General features: G+C 65.1%; 14 protein-coding genes. 7 read left to right on the top strand and 7 right to left on the bottom strand.

The window, feature by feature from the left end; genetic code table 11:
* Positions 1-27 precede the first annotated feature (27 nt).
* The gene (gene hppD, locus EH240_RS15005) at positions 28-1,143 is read right to left on the bottom strand and encodes a 4-hydroxyphenylpyruvate dioxygenase (protein ID WP_124999436.1); all 1,116 of its coding nucleotides are present in this window, start codon (positions 1,141-1,143) and stop codon (positions 28-30) included.
* A 138-nt stretch (positions 1,144-1,281) separates the two neighbouring features.
* On the opposite strand from hppD, the gene EH240_RS15000 reads away from it, so the two are divergent.
* The gene (locus tag EH240_RS15000; protein WP_124999435.1) at positions 1,282-1,749 is read left to right on the top strand and encodes an Lrp/AsnC family transcriptional regulator; all 468 of its coding nucleotides are present in this window, start codon (positions 1,282-1,284) and stop codon (positions 1,747-1,749) included.
* Between the two features lie 224 nt (positions 1,750-1,973).
* Here the strand turns inward: EH240_RS15000 and EH240_RS14995 are convergent, their stop codons facing one another.
* The 4 genes from EH240_RS14995 to aztA form a co-directional block, all read right to left on the bottom strand.
* Positions 1,974-2,312 (bottom strand): protein tyrosine phosphatase family protein, encoded by a 339-nt coding sequence (locus EH240_RS14995; RefSeq protein WP_124999433.1) that lies wholly within the window; start codon positions 2,310-2,312, stop codon positions 1,974-1,976.
* Between the two features lie 148 nt (positions 2,313-2,460).
* Positions 2,461-3,399: a zinc ABC transporter substrate-binding protein AztC gene (aztC, locus tag EH240_RS14990; RefSeq protein ID WP_124999431.1), complete on the bottom strand. Its 939-nt coding sequence runs from the start codon at positions 3,397-3,399 to the stop codon at positions 2,461-2,463.
* 30 nt (positions 3,400-3,429) lie between these two features.
* On the bottom strand, positions 3,430-4,305 hold the full coding sequence (aztB, locus tag EH240_RS14985) for a zinc ABC transporter permease AztB (protein ID WP_124999429.1): 876 nt from the start codon (positions 4,303-4,305) through the stop codon (positions 3,430-3,432).
* Positions 4,305-5,135, bottom strand: a complete 831-nt coding sequence (gene aztA / locus EH240_RS14980; RefSeq protein WP_124999427.1) for a zinc ABC transporter ATP-binding protein AztA — start codon at positions 5,133-5,135, stop codon at positions 4,305-4,307. The genes aztB and aztA overlap by 1 nt, the downstream gene beginning before the upstream one ends.
* A 228-nt stretch (positions 5,136-5,363) precedes the next feature.
* On the opposite strand from aztA, the gene EH240_RS14975 reads away from it, so the two are divergent.
* On the top strand, positions 5,364-5,708 hold the full coding sequence (locus tag EH240_RS14975) for a RidA family protein (protein WP_124999425.1): 345 nt from the start codon (positions 5,364-5,366) through the stop codon (positions 5,706-5,708).
* A 147-nt stretch (positions 5,709-5,855) separates the two neighbouring features.
* Here EH240_RS14975 and hutC read toward each other — a convergent pair whose 3' ends face one another.
* Positions 5,856-6,602: a histidine utilization transcriptional repressor HutC gene (hutC, locus tag EH240_RS14970; protein WP_124999423.1), complete on the bottom strand. Its 747-nt coding sequence runs from the start codon at positions 6,600-6,602 to the stop codon at positions 5,856-5,858.
* A gap of 15 nt (positions 6,603-6,617) precedes the next feature.
* Positions 6,618-7,973 (bottom strand): formimidoylglutamate deiminase, encoded by a 1,356-nt coding sequence (locus EH240_RS14965; protein ID WP_124999421.1) that lies wholly within the window; start codon positions 7,971-7,973, stop codon positions 6,618-6,620.
* Positions 7,974-8,072: 99 nt separating this feature from the next.
* On the opposite strand from EH240_RS14965, the gene hutI reads away from it, so the two are divergent.
* Genes hutI through EH240_RS14940 form a run of 5 tightly spaced genes read left to right on the top strand, consistent with a single transcriptional unit; the run spans position 8,073 to position 13,958 of the window.
* The gene (gene hutI, locus EH240_RS14960; RefSeq protein ID WP_124999419.1) at positions 8,073-9,302 is read left to right on the top strand and encodes an imidazolonepropionase; all 1,230 of its coding nucleotides are present in this window, start codon (positions 8,073-8,075) and stop codon (positions 9,300-9,302) included.
* Positions 9,299-10,840, top strand: coding sequence for a histidine ammonia-lyase (gene hutH / locus EH240_RS14955; RefSeq protein ID WP_124999417.1), 1,542 nt, complete (start codon positions 9,299-9,301; stop codon positions 10,838-10,840). The genes hutI and hutH overlap by 4 nt, the downstream gene beginning before the upstream one ends.
* Positions 10,840-11,658, top strand: a complete 819-nt coding sequence (gene hutG, locus EH240_RS14950; RefSeq protein ID WP_124999415.1) for an N-formylglutamate deformylase — start codon at positions 10,840-10,842, stop codon at positions 11,656-11,658. The genes hutH and hutG overlap by 1 nt, the downstream gene beginning before the upstream one ends.
* A gap of 37 nt (positions 11,659-11,695) precedes the next feature.
* Complete coding sequence (gene hutU / locus EH240_RS14945; RefSeq protein ID WP_124999413.1) at positions 11,696-13,366, top strand: urocanate hydratase; 1,671 nt, start codon at positions 11,696-11,698, stop codon at positions 13,364-13,366.
* Between the two features lie 4 nt (positions 13,367-13,370).
* A complete protein-coding gene (locus EH240_RS14940; RefSeq protein WP_124999411.1) occupies positions 13,371-13,958 on the top strand; it encodes a HutD/Ves family protein in 588 nt (195 codons plus the stop codon).
* Positions 13,959-14,118 lie beyond the last annotated feature (160 nt).

The following is a 14,118-nucleotide window of genomic DNA, read 5'->3' as shown; positions in this document are numbered from 1 at the left end:
TCGTCCGCAATCCACTTGCCCTTGGCGCTACGCCGCCTTGCCGCCAACCTTCAGCACGCCGCGCTTGATCTGGTCCTGCTCGATCGACTCGAACAGGGCGCGGAAATTGCCCTCGCCAAAGCCTTCGTCGCCCTTCCTCTGGATGAACTCGAAGAAGATCGGCCCGATCACGGTTTTGGAGAAGATCTGCAGCAGGATCTTGGTCGTTCCGCCGTCGACGACGCCTTCGCCGTCGATCAGGATGCCGTGCTTCTTCATCCGCTCGATCGGCTCGTCATGGCCGTGTACGCGCTCGCGCGACATCTCGTAGTAGGTGTCGGGCGGGCCGGGCATGAATTTCAGCCCGTTGGCTGCGAGCTTGTCGGTGGCGTCGTAGATCGCGTCGGTGCCGACTGCGATGTGCTGGATGCCTTCGCCATTGTATTTCTTCAGATACTCGGCGATCTGGCTGGTCTCGTCCTTGGACTCGTTGAGCGGAATGCGGATCTTGCCGCAGGGCGAGGTAATCGCCCGGCTGACCAGCCCGGTGATCCTGCCGTCGATGTCGAAGAAATGGATCTGCTTGAAGCCGAACAGGTCGCGATAGAAATCCCACCATTTGTCCATATTGCCGCGATAGACATTGTGCGTGAGGTGGTCGAGGTAATAGAAGCCGACGCCTTCAGGCTTGGGATCGCGCTCGCCCAGCCATTCGAACTCGGCGTCATAGGCCGAGCCGTTCTCGCCATAGGCCTCGATGAAATAGAGCAGCGAGCCGCCGATGCCGACGATGGCCGACACGTCGAGCGCCTTGTCCTTGCCTTCATAAGGCGTGGCGCCTTTCGACACGGCATGGTCGAAAGCGTGCTTGGCATCGACCACGCGCCAGGCCATTGAGGCGGCGCAAGGGCCGTGCTTTTCGACGAACTTCATCGCATGCGAACCGGGCTCGGCATTGACGACATAGTTGATATCGCCTTGGCGCCAGACGGTGATGTCCTTTGTGCGGTGCTTGGCCACCGCCACATAGCCCATGCGGGTGAAGAGCTCGGCGAGCTTTGCCGGCTCCGAATGCGCGAACTCGACGAACTCGAAACCATCGGTGCCGGCGGGGTTCGCCTTGCTGATCTTGGCGGGCGGGGCGTCGTGCGGGAAGGGGCCCATGGCAATCCTCCGAAAGCTGTTGCGGCCGGACTTGGCCAACTTCACAGATGATAGCGCGAAGCGGCCGCACGGTGCTTGCATTTAAACGCTTGAAATGCTCTTCATATGCGTGGATTGTGCATGATTGGAGGAAAATCCATGGATGATGCGCGCCTCGATCAATTTGACCGCAAGATACTGGCTCTGTTGCAGGGCGATGCGCGGCTCACCAACAACGATCTTTCGGAGCGGGTGAACCTGTCGGGCTCGCAATGCTCGCGCCGCCGCCAGCGGCTGGAGGAAGACGGCTACATCAAGGGCTATCGCGCTGTGCTCGACCGCGATCGGCTGGGCTTCTCGCTGGTCAACGTCATCTCGGTGACTTTAGCCACGCATAACCGCGACAACGCCCGCCGCTTCGGCGAGCTGGTGGCCCGCCTGCCCGAGGTGCAGGAGGCGCATGCGCTGACCGGCGAGATGGATTACATCCTGAAGGTGGTGACGCCCGATCTCAAATCATTGTCGGAATTCGTCAACGGCGTGCTCCTGCCGCATGAATCCGTGCAGCATGTGAAGACCGCGATTGTGCTGGAGACGCTGAAGGAAACCGGGGCGCTGCCGATTTAGCTCATTCAACTGAGTGGATTTTACTGGATATGTCGGAGGGACAGCACCCCCTCTGGCCTACCGGCCATCTCCCCCGCAAGGGGGAGATTTGCAGCTTCACCGACGGCGGCGAAAGCGGCCGCGACATCCGATCTCCCCCCTTGCGGGGGAGATGGCCGGTAGGCCAGAGGGGGTGTGAAGGATCGCCAGCATTCGCGATTGACGGCCTTCAACCCAAAAAACTGTTAGCCCCTCTGCTGCTGGATCAACCCATAAAGATTGGTGCAGCGCGCGCCGGAGCGGCAATAGGCGAAAACCGGCCCCTGGAGCTCGTCCAGCGCCTCGGCCTGATCCTCGACATTGTCCATGGTGATCTGGCCACTGATCACCGGGATGTAGCGGAACGCGAGCCCAGCGGCTTCGGCCGCCGCCTTGACGCTGTCGGCCGAGGGCTGGCCCGGCTGCTCGTTGTCCGGCCTGTTGCAGATCACGCTTGTGAAGCCGGCGTCCCTGATGGCGGCGATGTCCTCGGGCTGGATCTGGCCGGAGACCGAATAGTCCTCGCTGATCTGGCGGTATTCCATGGCGGTGTCCTCGCAATCTGGTTTGGCGGCAGTCTTGCCACTCCAAGGCAGGGGCGGCAATGCGTGCTGGAAGATTTCTCTGCCAAATAGCGATGCCCGACCGGAAAATCCAACCGGGCCGAATTGACCCGGTTGGGGAGGACCCTGCTCAACTGCCGAGGATCGCGCCTTTGATCTGCGTGATGTTGTTGTGCATCATGTCGATATAGGTCGCGGCCGGGCCGTCGGGCTGCGACAGCGCATCCGAATAGAGCGTGCCGCCGACCTTGATGCCGGTCTCACCGGCGATCTGCTCGATCAGCCGCGGATTGGTGATGTTCTCGACGAAGATCGCCGCCGCCTTGTCCTGCTTGACCTGCTCGACCAGCTTGGCGACGTCGGCGGCCGAAGGCTCGGATTCCGTCGAGATGCCCTGCGGCGCCAGGAAGGTGAGGCCGTATGCGTGCTCGAAATAGCCGAAGGCGTCATGCGAGGTGATGACGACGCGCTTCTCCGGAGGAATCGACTCGATCGCCGCCTTCACTTCGCCTTCCAGCGCATCGAGCTTCGTGGTGTAGGCGGCGGCGTTGGCCTTGTAGCTGTCGCAGCCCTCGCTGTCCGCCGTGCAGAAGGCATCGGCAATGTTCTTCACATAGATCTTGGCATTGGCGATCGATTGGAAGGCGTGCGGATCGGTGACGGTCTTGCCGCCGGTGTCGGCGCCTTCGGCCGCATCGGCATCGGCGAATTCCGGCTTGAAGTCGATCGGGGTGACGCCCTTGGTCAGCGTGACGATCGAGGCCTTGGTGGCGCTGGCGTCGACCAGGCGCTGGAGAAAACCTTCGAAATGCAGGCCGTTGACCAGCACCACGTCGGCGCCCGCCATCGCCACCGCGTCTGCCGGACTCGGCTCATAGACATGCGCGTCGCCGTCCGGGCCGACGATGGTGGTGATGTCGACGCGGTCGCCGCCGACATTTTTTGCGAAATCGGCAACGATCGTGAAGCTCGCCACCACCTTGATCGGCGCAGCAAAGGCCGACGAGGTCGCAAAAGCGCTTAATGTTATAACGCTCATCGCGAGGGCGGCACGGAAGGATTTCAGCATTGGGGAGGTCTCCTTGCTTGGGGATTGAGGTCAGGCGGTCCGGTGGCGGTGATGCACGATGCGGGCGCGCAACGCGCCGCGCGAGCCGAACAGGATCGAGCAGAAATAGACGACGCCGGCCGACAGGATGATTGCCGGGCCGGATGGCAGCGAGGCGTGATAGGACAGAAGCAGCCCGGCGATGCAGGAGGCAAAGCCGATCAGCACCGCCAGCACGCACATCGGCTCGACGCGCACCGTCCAGAAGCGGGCGGCGGCCGCCGGCAGCATCATCAGTCCGACCGACAGCAAGGTGCCCAGCGCCTGGAAGCCGCCGACTAGGTTGAGCACGACGAGGCCGAGGAAGATGAAATGCACCGGGCTGCCCATGCAGCTCACCGAGCGCAGGAACAGCGGGTCGAGGCATTCGGCGACCAGCGCGCGCCAGAAGATGGCAAGGCTTACAAGCGTGACCACCACGATGCCGCCGATCAATATCAGCGCCTCGTTGTTGAGCGCCAGCACGGTACCGAACAGAACATGCATGAGATCGACGCTGGAACCGCGGATCGACACCATCAGCACGCCGACGGCGAGCGAGATGAGATAGAAGGCCGCCATGGAGGCGTCCTCGCGCTGGATGGTGAAGCGCGAGACCGCACCGGCGCCGAGCGCGACGATGATGCCGGCGATCAGCCCGCCGACCGTCATCGGCAGGATTTCCAGGCCATAGAGCAGAAAGCCGGCGGCGGCGCCCGGCAGGATCGCATGCGCCATCGCGTCGCCCGACAGGCTCATGCGCCGCAGCATCAGGAAGACGCCGACCGGGCAGGCGCCGAGCGACAGCATCAGCGAGCCGAACAGTGCTCGCTGCATGAAGGCGAAATCGGCGAAGGGTGCGATGAACAGGCCGTAGAGGAATTCCATCACGCAACCCTCGGTCCGGAGCCGTGGTCGTGATGAAGATCATGCGTGTGCGCGTGATGGTCGTGATCATGCCCACGGTCATGGCTGTGATCGTGCTCGCTCGGCTCGCACCAGGGCGCGTTCTCTTCCCAGGCCTCGTGGAAGCGGCGCGCCTTGAGCAGGTTTTCCGGCTGCAGCGTCTCCCTCGTATCGCCCCAGGCAACTGGCTGGCGGGCGAGCAACAGCGTTTCCGGGAAATTCTGCCGCACAAGGTCGAGGTCGTGGACGACGACCATGATCGTGCGCTCCTCGCCTTGCCAGCGTTTTATGAGCTGGATGAGGTCGCCGACCGTCTTGGCGTCGACCGCGTTGAACGGCTCGTCGAGCAGGATGAGGTCGGCGTCCTGCAAAAGCACGCGGGCAAACAGCGTGCGCTGCAACTGGCCGCCGGAGAGCGTGTCGAGAGGGCGCGCTTCGAAGCCGCCGAGCCCGACCGCCATCAGTGCCTTGCTGACCGACTCGCGATCCTCCTTGGTGTAGCGGCCGAGCATGCCGCGCTTCGGCCACAGGCCGAGCGATACCAGGTCGACGACGCGCGCCGGGAAGCTGCGGTCGAGCTCCGACTGCTGCGGCAGATAGGCGGTGCGCACGCCGGGCGCGCGAACAACCGTGCCCTCCATCGGCTTCAGCACGCCGACGATGCCCTTCATCAGCGTCGACTTGCCCGAGCCGTTGGCGCCGACCACGGCGGTCAGCGAGCCCTTCCTGACGATGCCGTTGAGGTGATGGATGGCCGGATGGCTATTGTAGCCGAGAGTCAGGTCGCGGAAGGTCAGGCAGGCATTTGTCATCAGACGTTCCGGGCGGTCCGCTAGATCGAGTGCATCGTCGATATGTGATGTTATTACATTAGTCAACACGACAGACCGGCGGAATTGTGTCTCGGCCGGTCAACTCGGCGTGTATGTGACGATGCTGGGCCAGACAATTGGCTCAATTGGTTTCGCCTCCGGCGGCCTTGCCCGGGGCCGGTACGGACTCTAAAGAGGCACGACTCCCAAAACGAAGGAACCCTCGCAATGAGCATTCGTCGCATCGATGTCGGCCCGCGCATGAGCCAGATCGTCATCCACGGCAACACCGTCTATCTGGCCGGCCAAGTCGGCGAGCCGGGCGGCAACGTCGCCTCGCAGACCCGCGACATCCTCAAGACCATCGACGAATTGCTGGCCAAGGCCGGCACCGACAAGACCAAGATCGTCCAGGCGATCATCTGGTTGGCCGACATGGGCACCTTCGCCGAGATGAATTCCGAATGGGACAAGTGGGTGCCGAAAGGCCACACGCCGGCCCGCGCCACCGGCGAAGCCAAGCTCGCCGGCCCGGAATATCTGGTCGAGATCATTATCACGGCGGCGCTGTAAGCTGTCACTCTCCCCCTCATCCGGCCGCTGCGCGGCCACCTTCTCCCCGCTGGGGAGAAGAGGTTTGCGCTGGCGCTGACAGGCTCCTCTCCCCTCGGGGAGAGAAGCCGAGCGAAGCGGAGGCTGGGTGAGGGGGACTCTGTCCCGCTACCCCTGCGAGGGCGTGAACCGCGCCACCAGCGTATGGCTTTCCGCCGGATAGACGAACCGCACATGGGTGACCGGGTGCTCCGCGCTCCAGGTGCGGCGCTCGACCACCAGGCAGGGCGCGCCCGGGTCGATGTCGAGCGCGTCGGCGATGCTCTCGTCAGCCGCCACGGCACGGATACGATGCTCGGCCTCGCTCCACGGCACGCGGCCGATCAGCCAGGGGCCGGGAGCGATTTCGAAGAACTCTTCCTCGGCGGCCCCGGCCACGGCTGAAAGATTGATCAGCCGCTGCTCCAGCGCGAACGGCCGCTCACCGGCAAAATGCAGGCCCTCAAGCCAGAGCACCGGCCCTGGCGCGGGCAGTCCGAGCCGCGACCGGTCCTCGGCGCTGCTGCGCCGCTTCATGCGCTTCAGTCGCTCATAGCGATAGGGCAGGCCGAGCGCCTCGACCTCGATCCTGATGTCGTGGAGCTCCAGCACCGCCGCCTGCGACTGCGGCTGGCGCACGAAACTGCCCGAGCGGCGGCGGCGCTCGATCAGCCCCGCCTTGGCCAGCTGCGACAGCGCCTTGTTCACCGTCATGCGCGAGCATTTATATTCGGCCGTCAGCTCGTGCTCGAACGGGATGCGATGGCCGGGCGCCCAGGCGCCTGAGAGGATTTTCTCCCGAATGTCCGACAAGATGCGCTGATGCAGCGAAATGCTCTCGCCACTCTCCACGTCATCCGTTTCAACCAGGCTCATCGGGGTTTTTCCTGCTCAGCCTTGTGAAAGCGCCGTCATTACTTCGCGAAACCGCTTGGCAACCGCCTCGCGCTTGGCATGCCTGCCGCCGCTGACCTGCTTCTTGCCGTGCACCCAGACGCAGTCGACCCTGCTGCCATTGGCGAAGATCCAGGCGTCGAGGGTCGCATCGCCCGCCTTGCCGGCGAGCGAGGGATGGCCGCCGTCGAGCGAAACCAGATCAGCGCGGCTCCCGATAGCAATAGCTGATGGCCCGGCACCGAGCGCGACACTGCCGCCGTCGAGCGCGGCGTCGAACAGCGCGCGCCCGGTCGAGCCGCCGGAACGCGCCAGCACGTTGCGGGCGCGATGGGCAAGGCGCTGCGAATATTCCAGCTGCCGAAGCTCGTCCGGCAGGCCGATCAGCACATTGGAGTCGGAGCCGACGCCGAAGCGGCCGCCCTGTTCGATGAACAACGGTGCGGCAAACGTGCCGTCGCCGAGATTGGCCTCGGTGACCGGGCAGAGTCCGGCGATCGCGCCGCTCTGCGCCATGGCGATCGTCTCGGCCTCGGTCATATGCGTGGCGTGGATCAGGCACCAGCGCTTATCCACTGATGCCTGGCCAAGCAGGAACTCGACCGGCCGCGCTCCAGACCAGGCGATGCAGTCCTCCACTTCCTTCACCTGCTCGGCGACATGGATGTGGATCGGGCCGTCCGGTGCCATTGCCGCGACCGTGTTGAGCTCGTCCGGCGTCGCCGCACGCAGGCTGTGCGGCGCGACGCCGATAACCGCCTGCTCCAGCCGCGACACGCCTTCGCGGCTTTTCTCAAGCAAGCGCCCGAACCGCTCGACATCATTGATGAATCGCCGCTGGCCTTCGTTGGGCGTCGCGCCGCCGAAGGCGGAATGAGCATAAAAGACTGGCAGGAGCGTCAGCCCGATGCCGGTCTCTGACGCCGCCGCCGCGATGCGCTCCGCCATCTCGGCAATGTTGGCATAGGGGTTTCCGTCGCTGTCGTGATGCAGATAGTGGAACTCGCCGACGCGCGAGAAACCGGCCTCAAGCATCTCGACATAAAGCTGCGCCGCCACCGCCTCGACCTGGTCCGGCGTCATCGACAGCGCAAAGCGGTACATCACCTCGCGCCAGCTCCAGAAACTGTCGGCCGAGGGGCCGCGCAATTCGGCCAACCCCGCCATGCCGCGCTGGAAGGCGTGGCTGTGCAGATTGGGCATGCCGGCCAACAGAATGGCATGGCGCTCGTCACCGGCCTGCGGGGCGGCGCCGGCTTCGACCGTCGCGATGCGGCCGCCGTCGAAGGCGATCCTCACATTGCCTTGCCAGCCCTCGGGCAGCAGCGCCTGTTCCGCAAAGATCGCCGTCACGTCCAAACTCCCGAATCTGAATGCCAGAGCGACATTACCACTTGCGTCGCGTCCCGATATGTATATACATAATCGTCATCCTTTCAAATGGAAAAGATGATGGGTGGAGAGAATAGACAGGGCGGCCTTCGTCTCTGGCGCAATGCGCGTCTGGTGACCATGGTTGAGGGCGCGGCGGGGCTCGGCATCGTCGAAAAGGGCGCTGTCGCAGCGCGTGACGGGCTTATCGTCTATGCCGGCGCGGAAGCCGACATGCCGGCCCCATTCGGGCAGGGCGCCGAAACAATCGATTGCGAGGGCCGCTGGATCACGCCCGGCCTGATCGACTGCCACACGCACCTTGTCTATGCCGGCAACCGCGCCAACGAATTCGAGATGCGGCTGGCCGGCGCCACCTATGAAGAAGTGGCGCGGGCAGGGGGTGGCATCGTCTCTTCGGTCAAGTCGCTGCGCGCCGCCAGCGAGGACGAGCTCGTCGCCCAGACGCTGCCGCGCCTCGACGCGCTGATCGCCGAGGGCGTCACGACTGTCGAAGTGAAGTCCGGCTATGGTCTCGACCTCGACAATGAGAAGAAATCGCTGCGCGCCGCCCGTCGGCTTGACGGCGAACGACAGGTGATGATCCGCACGACCTGTCTCGCAGCCCACGCGCTGCCGCCGGAAGCCAAGGGCGACAAGGACGCTTTCGTCGACCTCGTCAATGAAACGATCCTGCCGGCGGTTGCCGCCGAAAAGCTCGCCGACGCCGTCGACGGTTTCTGTGAGGGCATCGCCTTCTCGCCGGAACAGGTCGCGCGCGTTTTCGACAAGGCCAAGGCGCTCGGCCTGCCGGTGAAGCTTCATGCCGACCAGCTCTCCAACCTGCATGGCGCAGCCCTTGCCGCCCGCTACGGCGCGCTGTCTGCCGACCACCTCGAATACACGGATGAGGAGGGCGCCGCGGCGATGGCCAAGGCCGGCACCGTCGCGACCATCCTGCCCGGCGCCTATTACTTCATCCGCGAGACGAAGAAGCCGCCGGTCGATCTCTTCCGCCGGCACGGCGTGAAGATGGCGGTTGCCACCGACAGCAATCCAGGCACTTCGCCGCTCACTTCGCTGCTGCTCACCATGAACATGGGCGCGACGCTCTTTGGCCTGACCGTCGACGAATGCCTTGCCGGCATCACCCGCGAGGCCGCGCGTGCGCTTGGGATGCTCGACAGAACCGGCACGCTGGAGGCCGGCAAATCGGCGGATCTTGCCATCTGGGACATCGAGCGCCCGGCCGAACTCGTCTACCGCATGGGCTTCAACCCGCTCCATGCCCGTATCTGGAGAGGACAATGACCGAACTGATCCTGAAGCCCGGCAGCGCGACGCTTGCCGACTGGCGCGCCATCTATCGCGGCGCGATGCCGAAGCTCGACGACGCCTGCCGGCCGAAGATCAAGGCCAGCGCCGAGGCGGTTGCCCGCATCGTCGCCAAGGGCGAGCCGGTCTATGGCATCAACACCGGTTTCGGCAAGCTGGCCAGCGTCCGCATCCCGGCCGACGATCTCGAAACGCTCCAGCGCAACATCGTGCTGTCGCATGCCGCCGGCGTCGGCGAGCCGATGCCGGTCGCTGTGGTTCGGCTGATGATGGCGCTGAAGCTCGCCAGCCTCGCCCAGGGCGCCTCCGGCGTGCGCGCCGAGACCATCGACCTGCTTCAGGGGATGCTCGCCAACGACGTCATTCCGGTGGTGCCGGCGCAAGGCTCGGTCGGCGCCTCGGGCGACCTCGCGCCGCTCTCGCATTTGACGGCCGTCATGATCGGCGTCGGCGAATGTTTCACACCGCACGGTCGCTTCCCGGCAAAGGTCGCCTTCGTCTCGCATGGGCTGGAGCCGGTGACGCTCGGCGCCAAGGAGGGCCTGGCGCTGCTCAACGGCACGCAGTTCTCGACGGCTTATGCGCTCGCCGGCCTGTTCGAGGCCGAGACGCTCTACCAGTCGGCGCTGGTCGCCGGAGCGCTGTCGACCGATGCCGCGCGCGGCTCCGATGCGCCCTTCGACCCGCGCATCCATCTGTTGAGAAAGCACCGCGCCCAGATCGAGACGGCGGATGCGCTGCGCAATCTGATGGCCGGCAGCGCCATCCGTGAATCGCACCGCGTCGGCGACGAGCGTGTGCAGGATCCCTACTGCCTGCGCTGCCAGCCGCAGGTTATGGGTGCGGCCCTCGACGTGCTGCGCAAGGCCGCCGACACGCTCGAGACCGAGGCCAACGGCGTCACCGACAATCCGCTGATCTTCGCCGAGGACGACACCGCGCTTTCGGGCGGCAATTTCCATGCCGAGCCGGTCGCCTTCGCCGCCGACATGATCGCGCTTGCCGTCTGCGAGATCGGCTCGCTGTCGGAGCGGCGCATCGCCATGCTGGTCGATCCGGCGCTCTCCGGCATGCCCGCTTTCCTTACGCCGAAGCCGGGGCTGAATTCCGGCTTCATGATCCCGCAGGTGACGGCTGCAGCGCTCGTTTCGGAAAACAAGCAGAAGGCCTATCCGGCGAGCGTCGATTCCATCCCGACCTCGGCCAACCAGGAAGACCATGTCTCGATGGCCGCGCATGGCGCGCGCCGGCTGCTCGGTATGATCGAGAATGCGACCGCCGTCATCGGCATCGAGCTCCTAGCCGCCGCGCAAGGCTGCGATTTCCACGCGCCGCTGGCATCGAGTGAAGCGCTGGAAGCCGTGCGCAAGCTGGTTCGCTCGGAAGTGCCGCATCTCGACAACGACCGGCATTTCCATCCCGACATGGAAAAGGCGATCGCCCTGGTGCGCAGCGGCGCCGCGGTGAAGGCGGCGAGCGCCGTGACGCTGCCGTCGATTGCTGGAGCGGCATGATGACCACGCCTCCCTGGCTCACAGTCACGCGCGGCACCGCGCCACTCCTGGTCTCCATCCCCCACACCGGCATCGATCTCGCCGGCCTCGACAGGCGGCTGGTCTCGACCTGGCTTGGCCGCCGCGACTGCGACTGGTGGATCGACAAGCTCTATGACTTCGCCGCCGATCTCGGCGCGACGGTCGTGCACACGGCGATCTCGCGCACCGTCGTCGACGTCAACCGCGATCCCTCCGGCGTCTCGCTCTATCCTGGACAGGCGACCACCGGGCTCTGCCCGACGGACACATTCGACGGCGATCCGCTCTATCGTCCGGGCGAGGAGCCGACGCCGGCGGAGATCGACGAGCGCCGCGAGACCTACTTCGTGCCATACCATGCCACCCTGCAGGCCGAGATCGACCGGCTGCGCGGCATGCACGAAAAGATCGTGCTCTATGACTGCCATTCGATCCGCTCGGTGCTGCCGCGCCTGTTCGAAGGTACGCTGCCGGTCTTCAACCTCGGCACCAATGACGGCAAGAGCACCGATCCGGCATTGCAGGCCAAGGTCGCCGACATCGTCGCCGCGACCGGTGAGACCTGGGTGGTCAACGGCCGCTTCAAGGGCGGCTGGATCACGCGCCATTTCGGCCAGCCGCAGAACGGCGTGCACGCGCTGCAGATGGAGCTCTCCAACCGCGGCTATATGCGCGAGCCTGCGGAGAAGGGCGCGCCGGACAACTGGCCGGTGCCTTATGATGCGGCTTATGCCGCGCCGATCCGCGCCACGCTGAAAACCATTCTCGAAACCGCGATCGCCTGGGCTGCGCGCTGACGCGCCCGCTGCAGCTCATCAAAAGGGAACTGACGACATGACCGATCCCCGCCACAACATCCGCGAAGTGCGCAGCCCCCGCGGCGACAAGTTGAACGCCCGCTATTGGACGACCGAGGCGCCGCTGCGCATGCTGATGAACAACCTCGACCCGGAGGTCGCCGAGAACCCGAACGAGCTGGTCGTCTATGGCGGCATCGGCCGTGCGGCGCGCACCTGGAATGATTTCGACCGCATCGTCGCTGCGTTGAAGACGCTGGGCGAGGATGAGACGTTGCTGGTGCAGTCCGGCAAGCCGGTCGGCGTCTTCCGCACGCATAAGGATGCGCCGCGCGTGCTGATCGCCAACTCCAACATCGTGCCGCATTGGGCGAACTGGGAGAAGTTCAACGAGCTCGATAGGAAAGGCCTGATGATGTACGGCCAGATGACGGCCGGCTCCTGGATCTATATCGGCACCCAAGGCATCGTTCAGGGCACCTACGAGACCTTCGTCGAGGCCGGCCGCCAGCATTATGACGGCAATCTGAAGGGCAAGTGGATCCTGACCGCCGGCCTCGGCGGCATGGGCGGGGCCCAGCCTCTGGCCGCCGTCATGGCCGGCGCCTCTTGCCTCGCCATCGAATGCAATCCGGACTCGATCGATTTCCGCCTGCGCACCCGGTACCTCGACGAGAAAGCGGAGACGCTCGACGAGGCGATGGAAATGATCTCGCGCTGGACCAAGGCCGGCGAGGCGAAATCGGTCGGCCTGCTCGGCAACGCCGCCGAGATCGTGCCGGAGATGTTCAGGCGCGGCATCCGCCCCGATATCCTCACCGACCAGACATCGGCGCACGATCCGATCAACGGCTACCTGCCCAAGGGCTGGACCATGGCCGAATGGCGCGAGAAGCGCACCTCCGATCCGAAGGCGGTGGAGAAGGCGGCCCGCGCGTCGATGCGCGAGCATGTCGAGGCGATGGTGGCGTTCTGGAATGCCGGCGTGCCGACGCTCGACTATGGCAACAACATCCGCCAGGTCGCCAAGGACGAAGGTTTCGAGAACGCCTTCGCCTTCCCGGGCTTCGTGCCGGCCTATATCCGTCCGCTGTTTTGCCGCGGCATCGGTCCGTTCCGCTGGGCGGCGCTGTCGGGCGATCCGGAGGACATCTACAGGACCGACGCCAAAGTGCGCGAGCTCACTCCCGGCAACACCCATCTGCACAACTGGCTCGACATGGCGCGCAAGCGCATCTCCTTTCAAGGGTTGCCGGCGCGCATCTGCTGGGTCGGCCTCGGCGACCGCCATCGTCTCGGCCTTGCCTTCAACGAGATGGTGGCCAGGGGCGAGCTCAAGGCGCCCGTCGTCATCGGCCGCGATCATCTCGATTCGGGCTCGGTCGCTTCGCCGAACCGCGAGACCGAAGCCATGAAGGACGGCTCCGACGCCGTCTCCGATTGGCCGCTGCTCAACGCGCTGCTCAACACCGCGTCCGGCGCCACCTGGGTGTCGCTGCACCATGGCGGCGGCGTCGGCATGGGGTTTTCGCAGCACGCCGGCATGGTCATCGTCGCCGACGGCACGCCGGATGCGGCCAAGCGGCTCGAACGGGTGTTGTGGAACGACCCGGCGACCGGCGTCATGCGCCATGCCGATGCCGGCTACGAGATCGCTATCGAATGCGCCAGGGAACACCAGCTGAACCTGCCGGGCATACTGGGCTGAAGCGATGCGCATCCTTCGGGCCGCCGGCTACCGCGTCATGCCTTGGAAGAATGGCGGCGGCACGACGACAGAGATCGCCGTTTCGCCTCACGGCGCCGGTCTCGACGATTTCGACTGGCGCATCTCGATGGCCCGCGTCGAAACGAGCGGGCCTTTCTCCGGCTTTGCCGGCATCGACCGCACGCTGTCGGTGCTGGAAGGCGAGGGCATCGTGCTCGACATCGCCGGCCGGCCTCCGACGCGGCTGACGGCGGCCTCGGCGCCGTTGTCCTTTCCGGGTGACGTGCCGACCGGCGCCACCCTGATCGGCGGCCCGATCACCGATCTCAACGTCATGACCCGCCGGGGTCGCATGACCCACACGGTCGAGCGTCTGTCGCTCTGGGGCGAAGTGCGGATTGAGCGGAGTGCCGGCACCACGCTCATTCTCCCGGTCGGTGGCGGTGTGAAAGTCTTCGCCGACAATGTCTCGCGCCTCGGCCCGTTCGACACGCTTCTGTGCGACCGGACCGGCCCGAAATTGCGACTGCAGGCTGAAGGGCAGGGGCTGCTTTTTGTGATCCGTCTGCACGCAGTCGCCGCCAACGATTAACGGCTGTTGCCAAACATGATCGCGGCGCGGGCGAAATATCGCCCGGCCCCTTGCATGTATCACGAAAAAGCCTGAATCCTTTCCCTGATCGAACCCGGGGCGGGAAGCAGGGGCGTTCGCCCTTGAGTTGTCGAAAGGGTACGCCCCTGTCATGGAGCGA

The organism is Mesorhizobium tamadayense (assembly GCF_003863365.1).
GTDB classification, from domain to species: Bacteria; Pseudomonadota; Alphaproteobacteria; order Rhizobiales; family Rhizobiaceae; genus Mesorhizobium; species Mesorhizobium tamadayense.
This window is presented reverse-complemented; position numbering and strand designations above follow the sequence as displayed.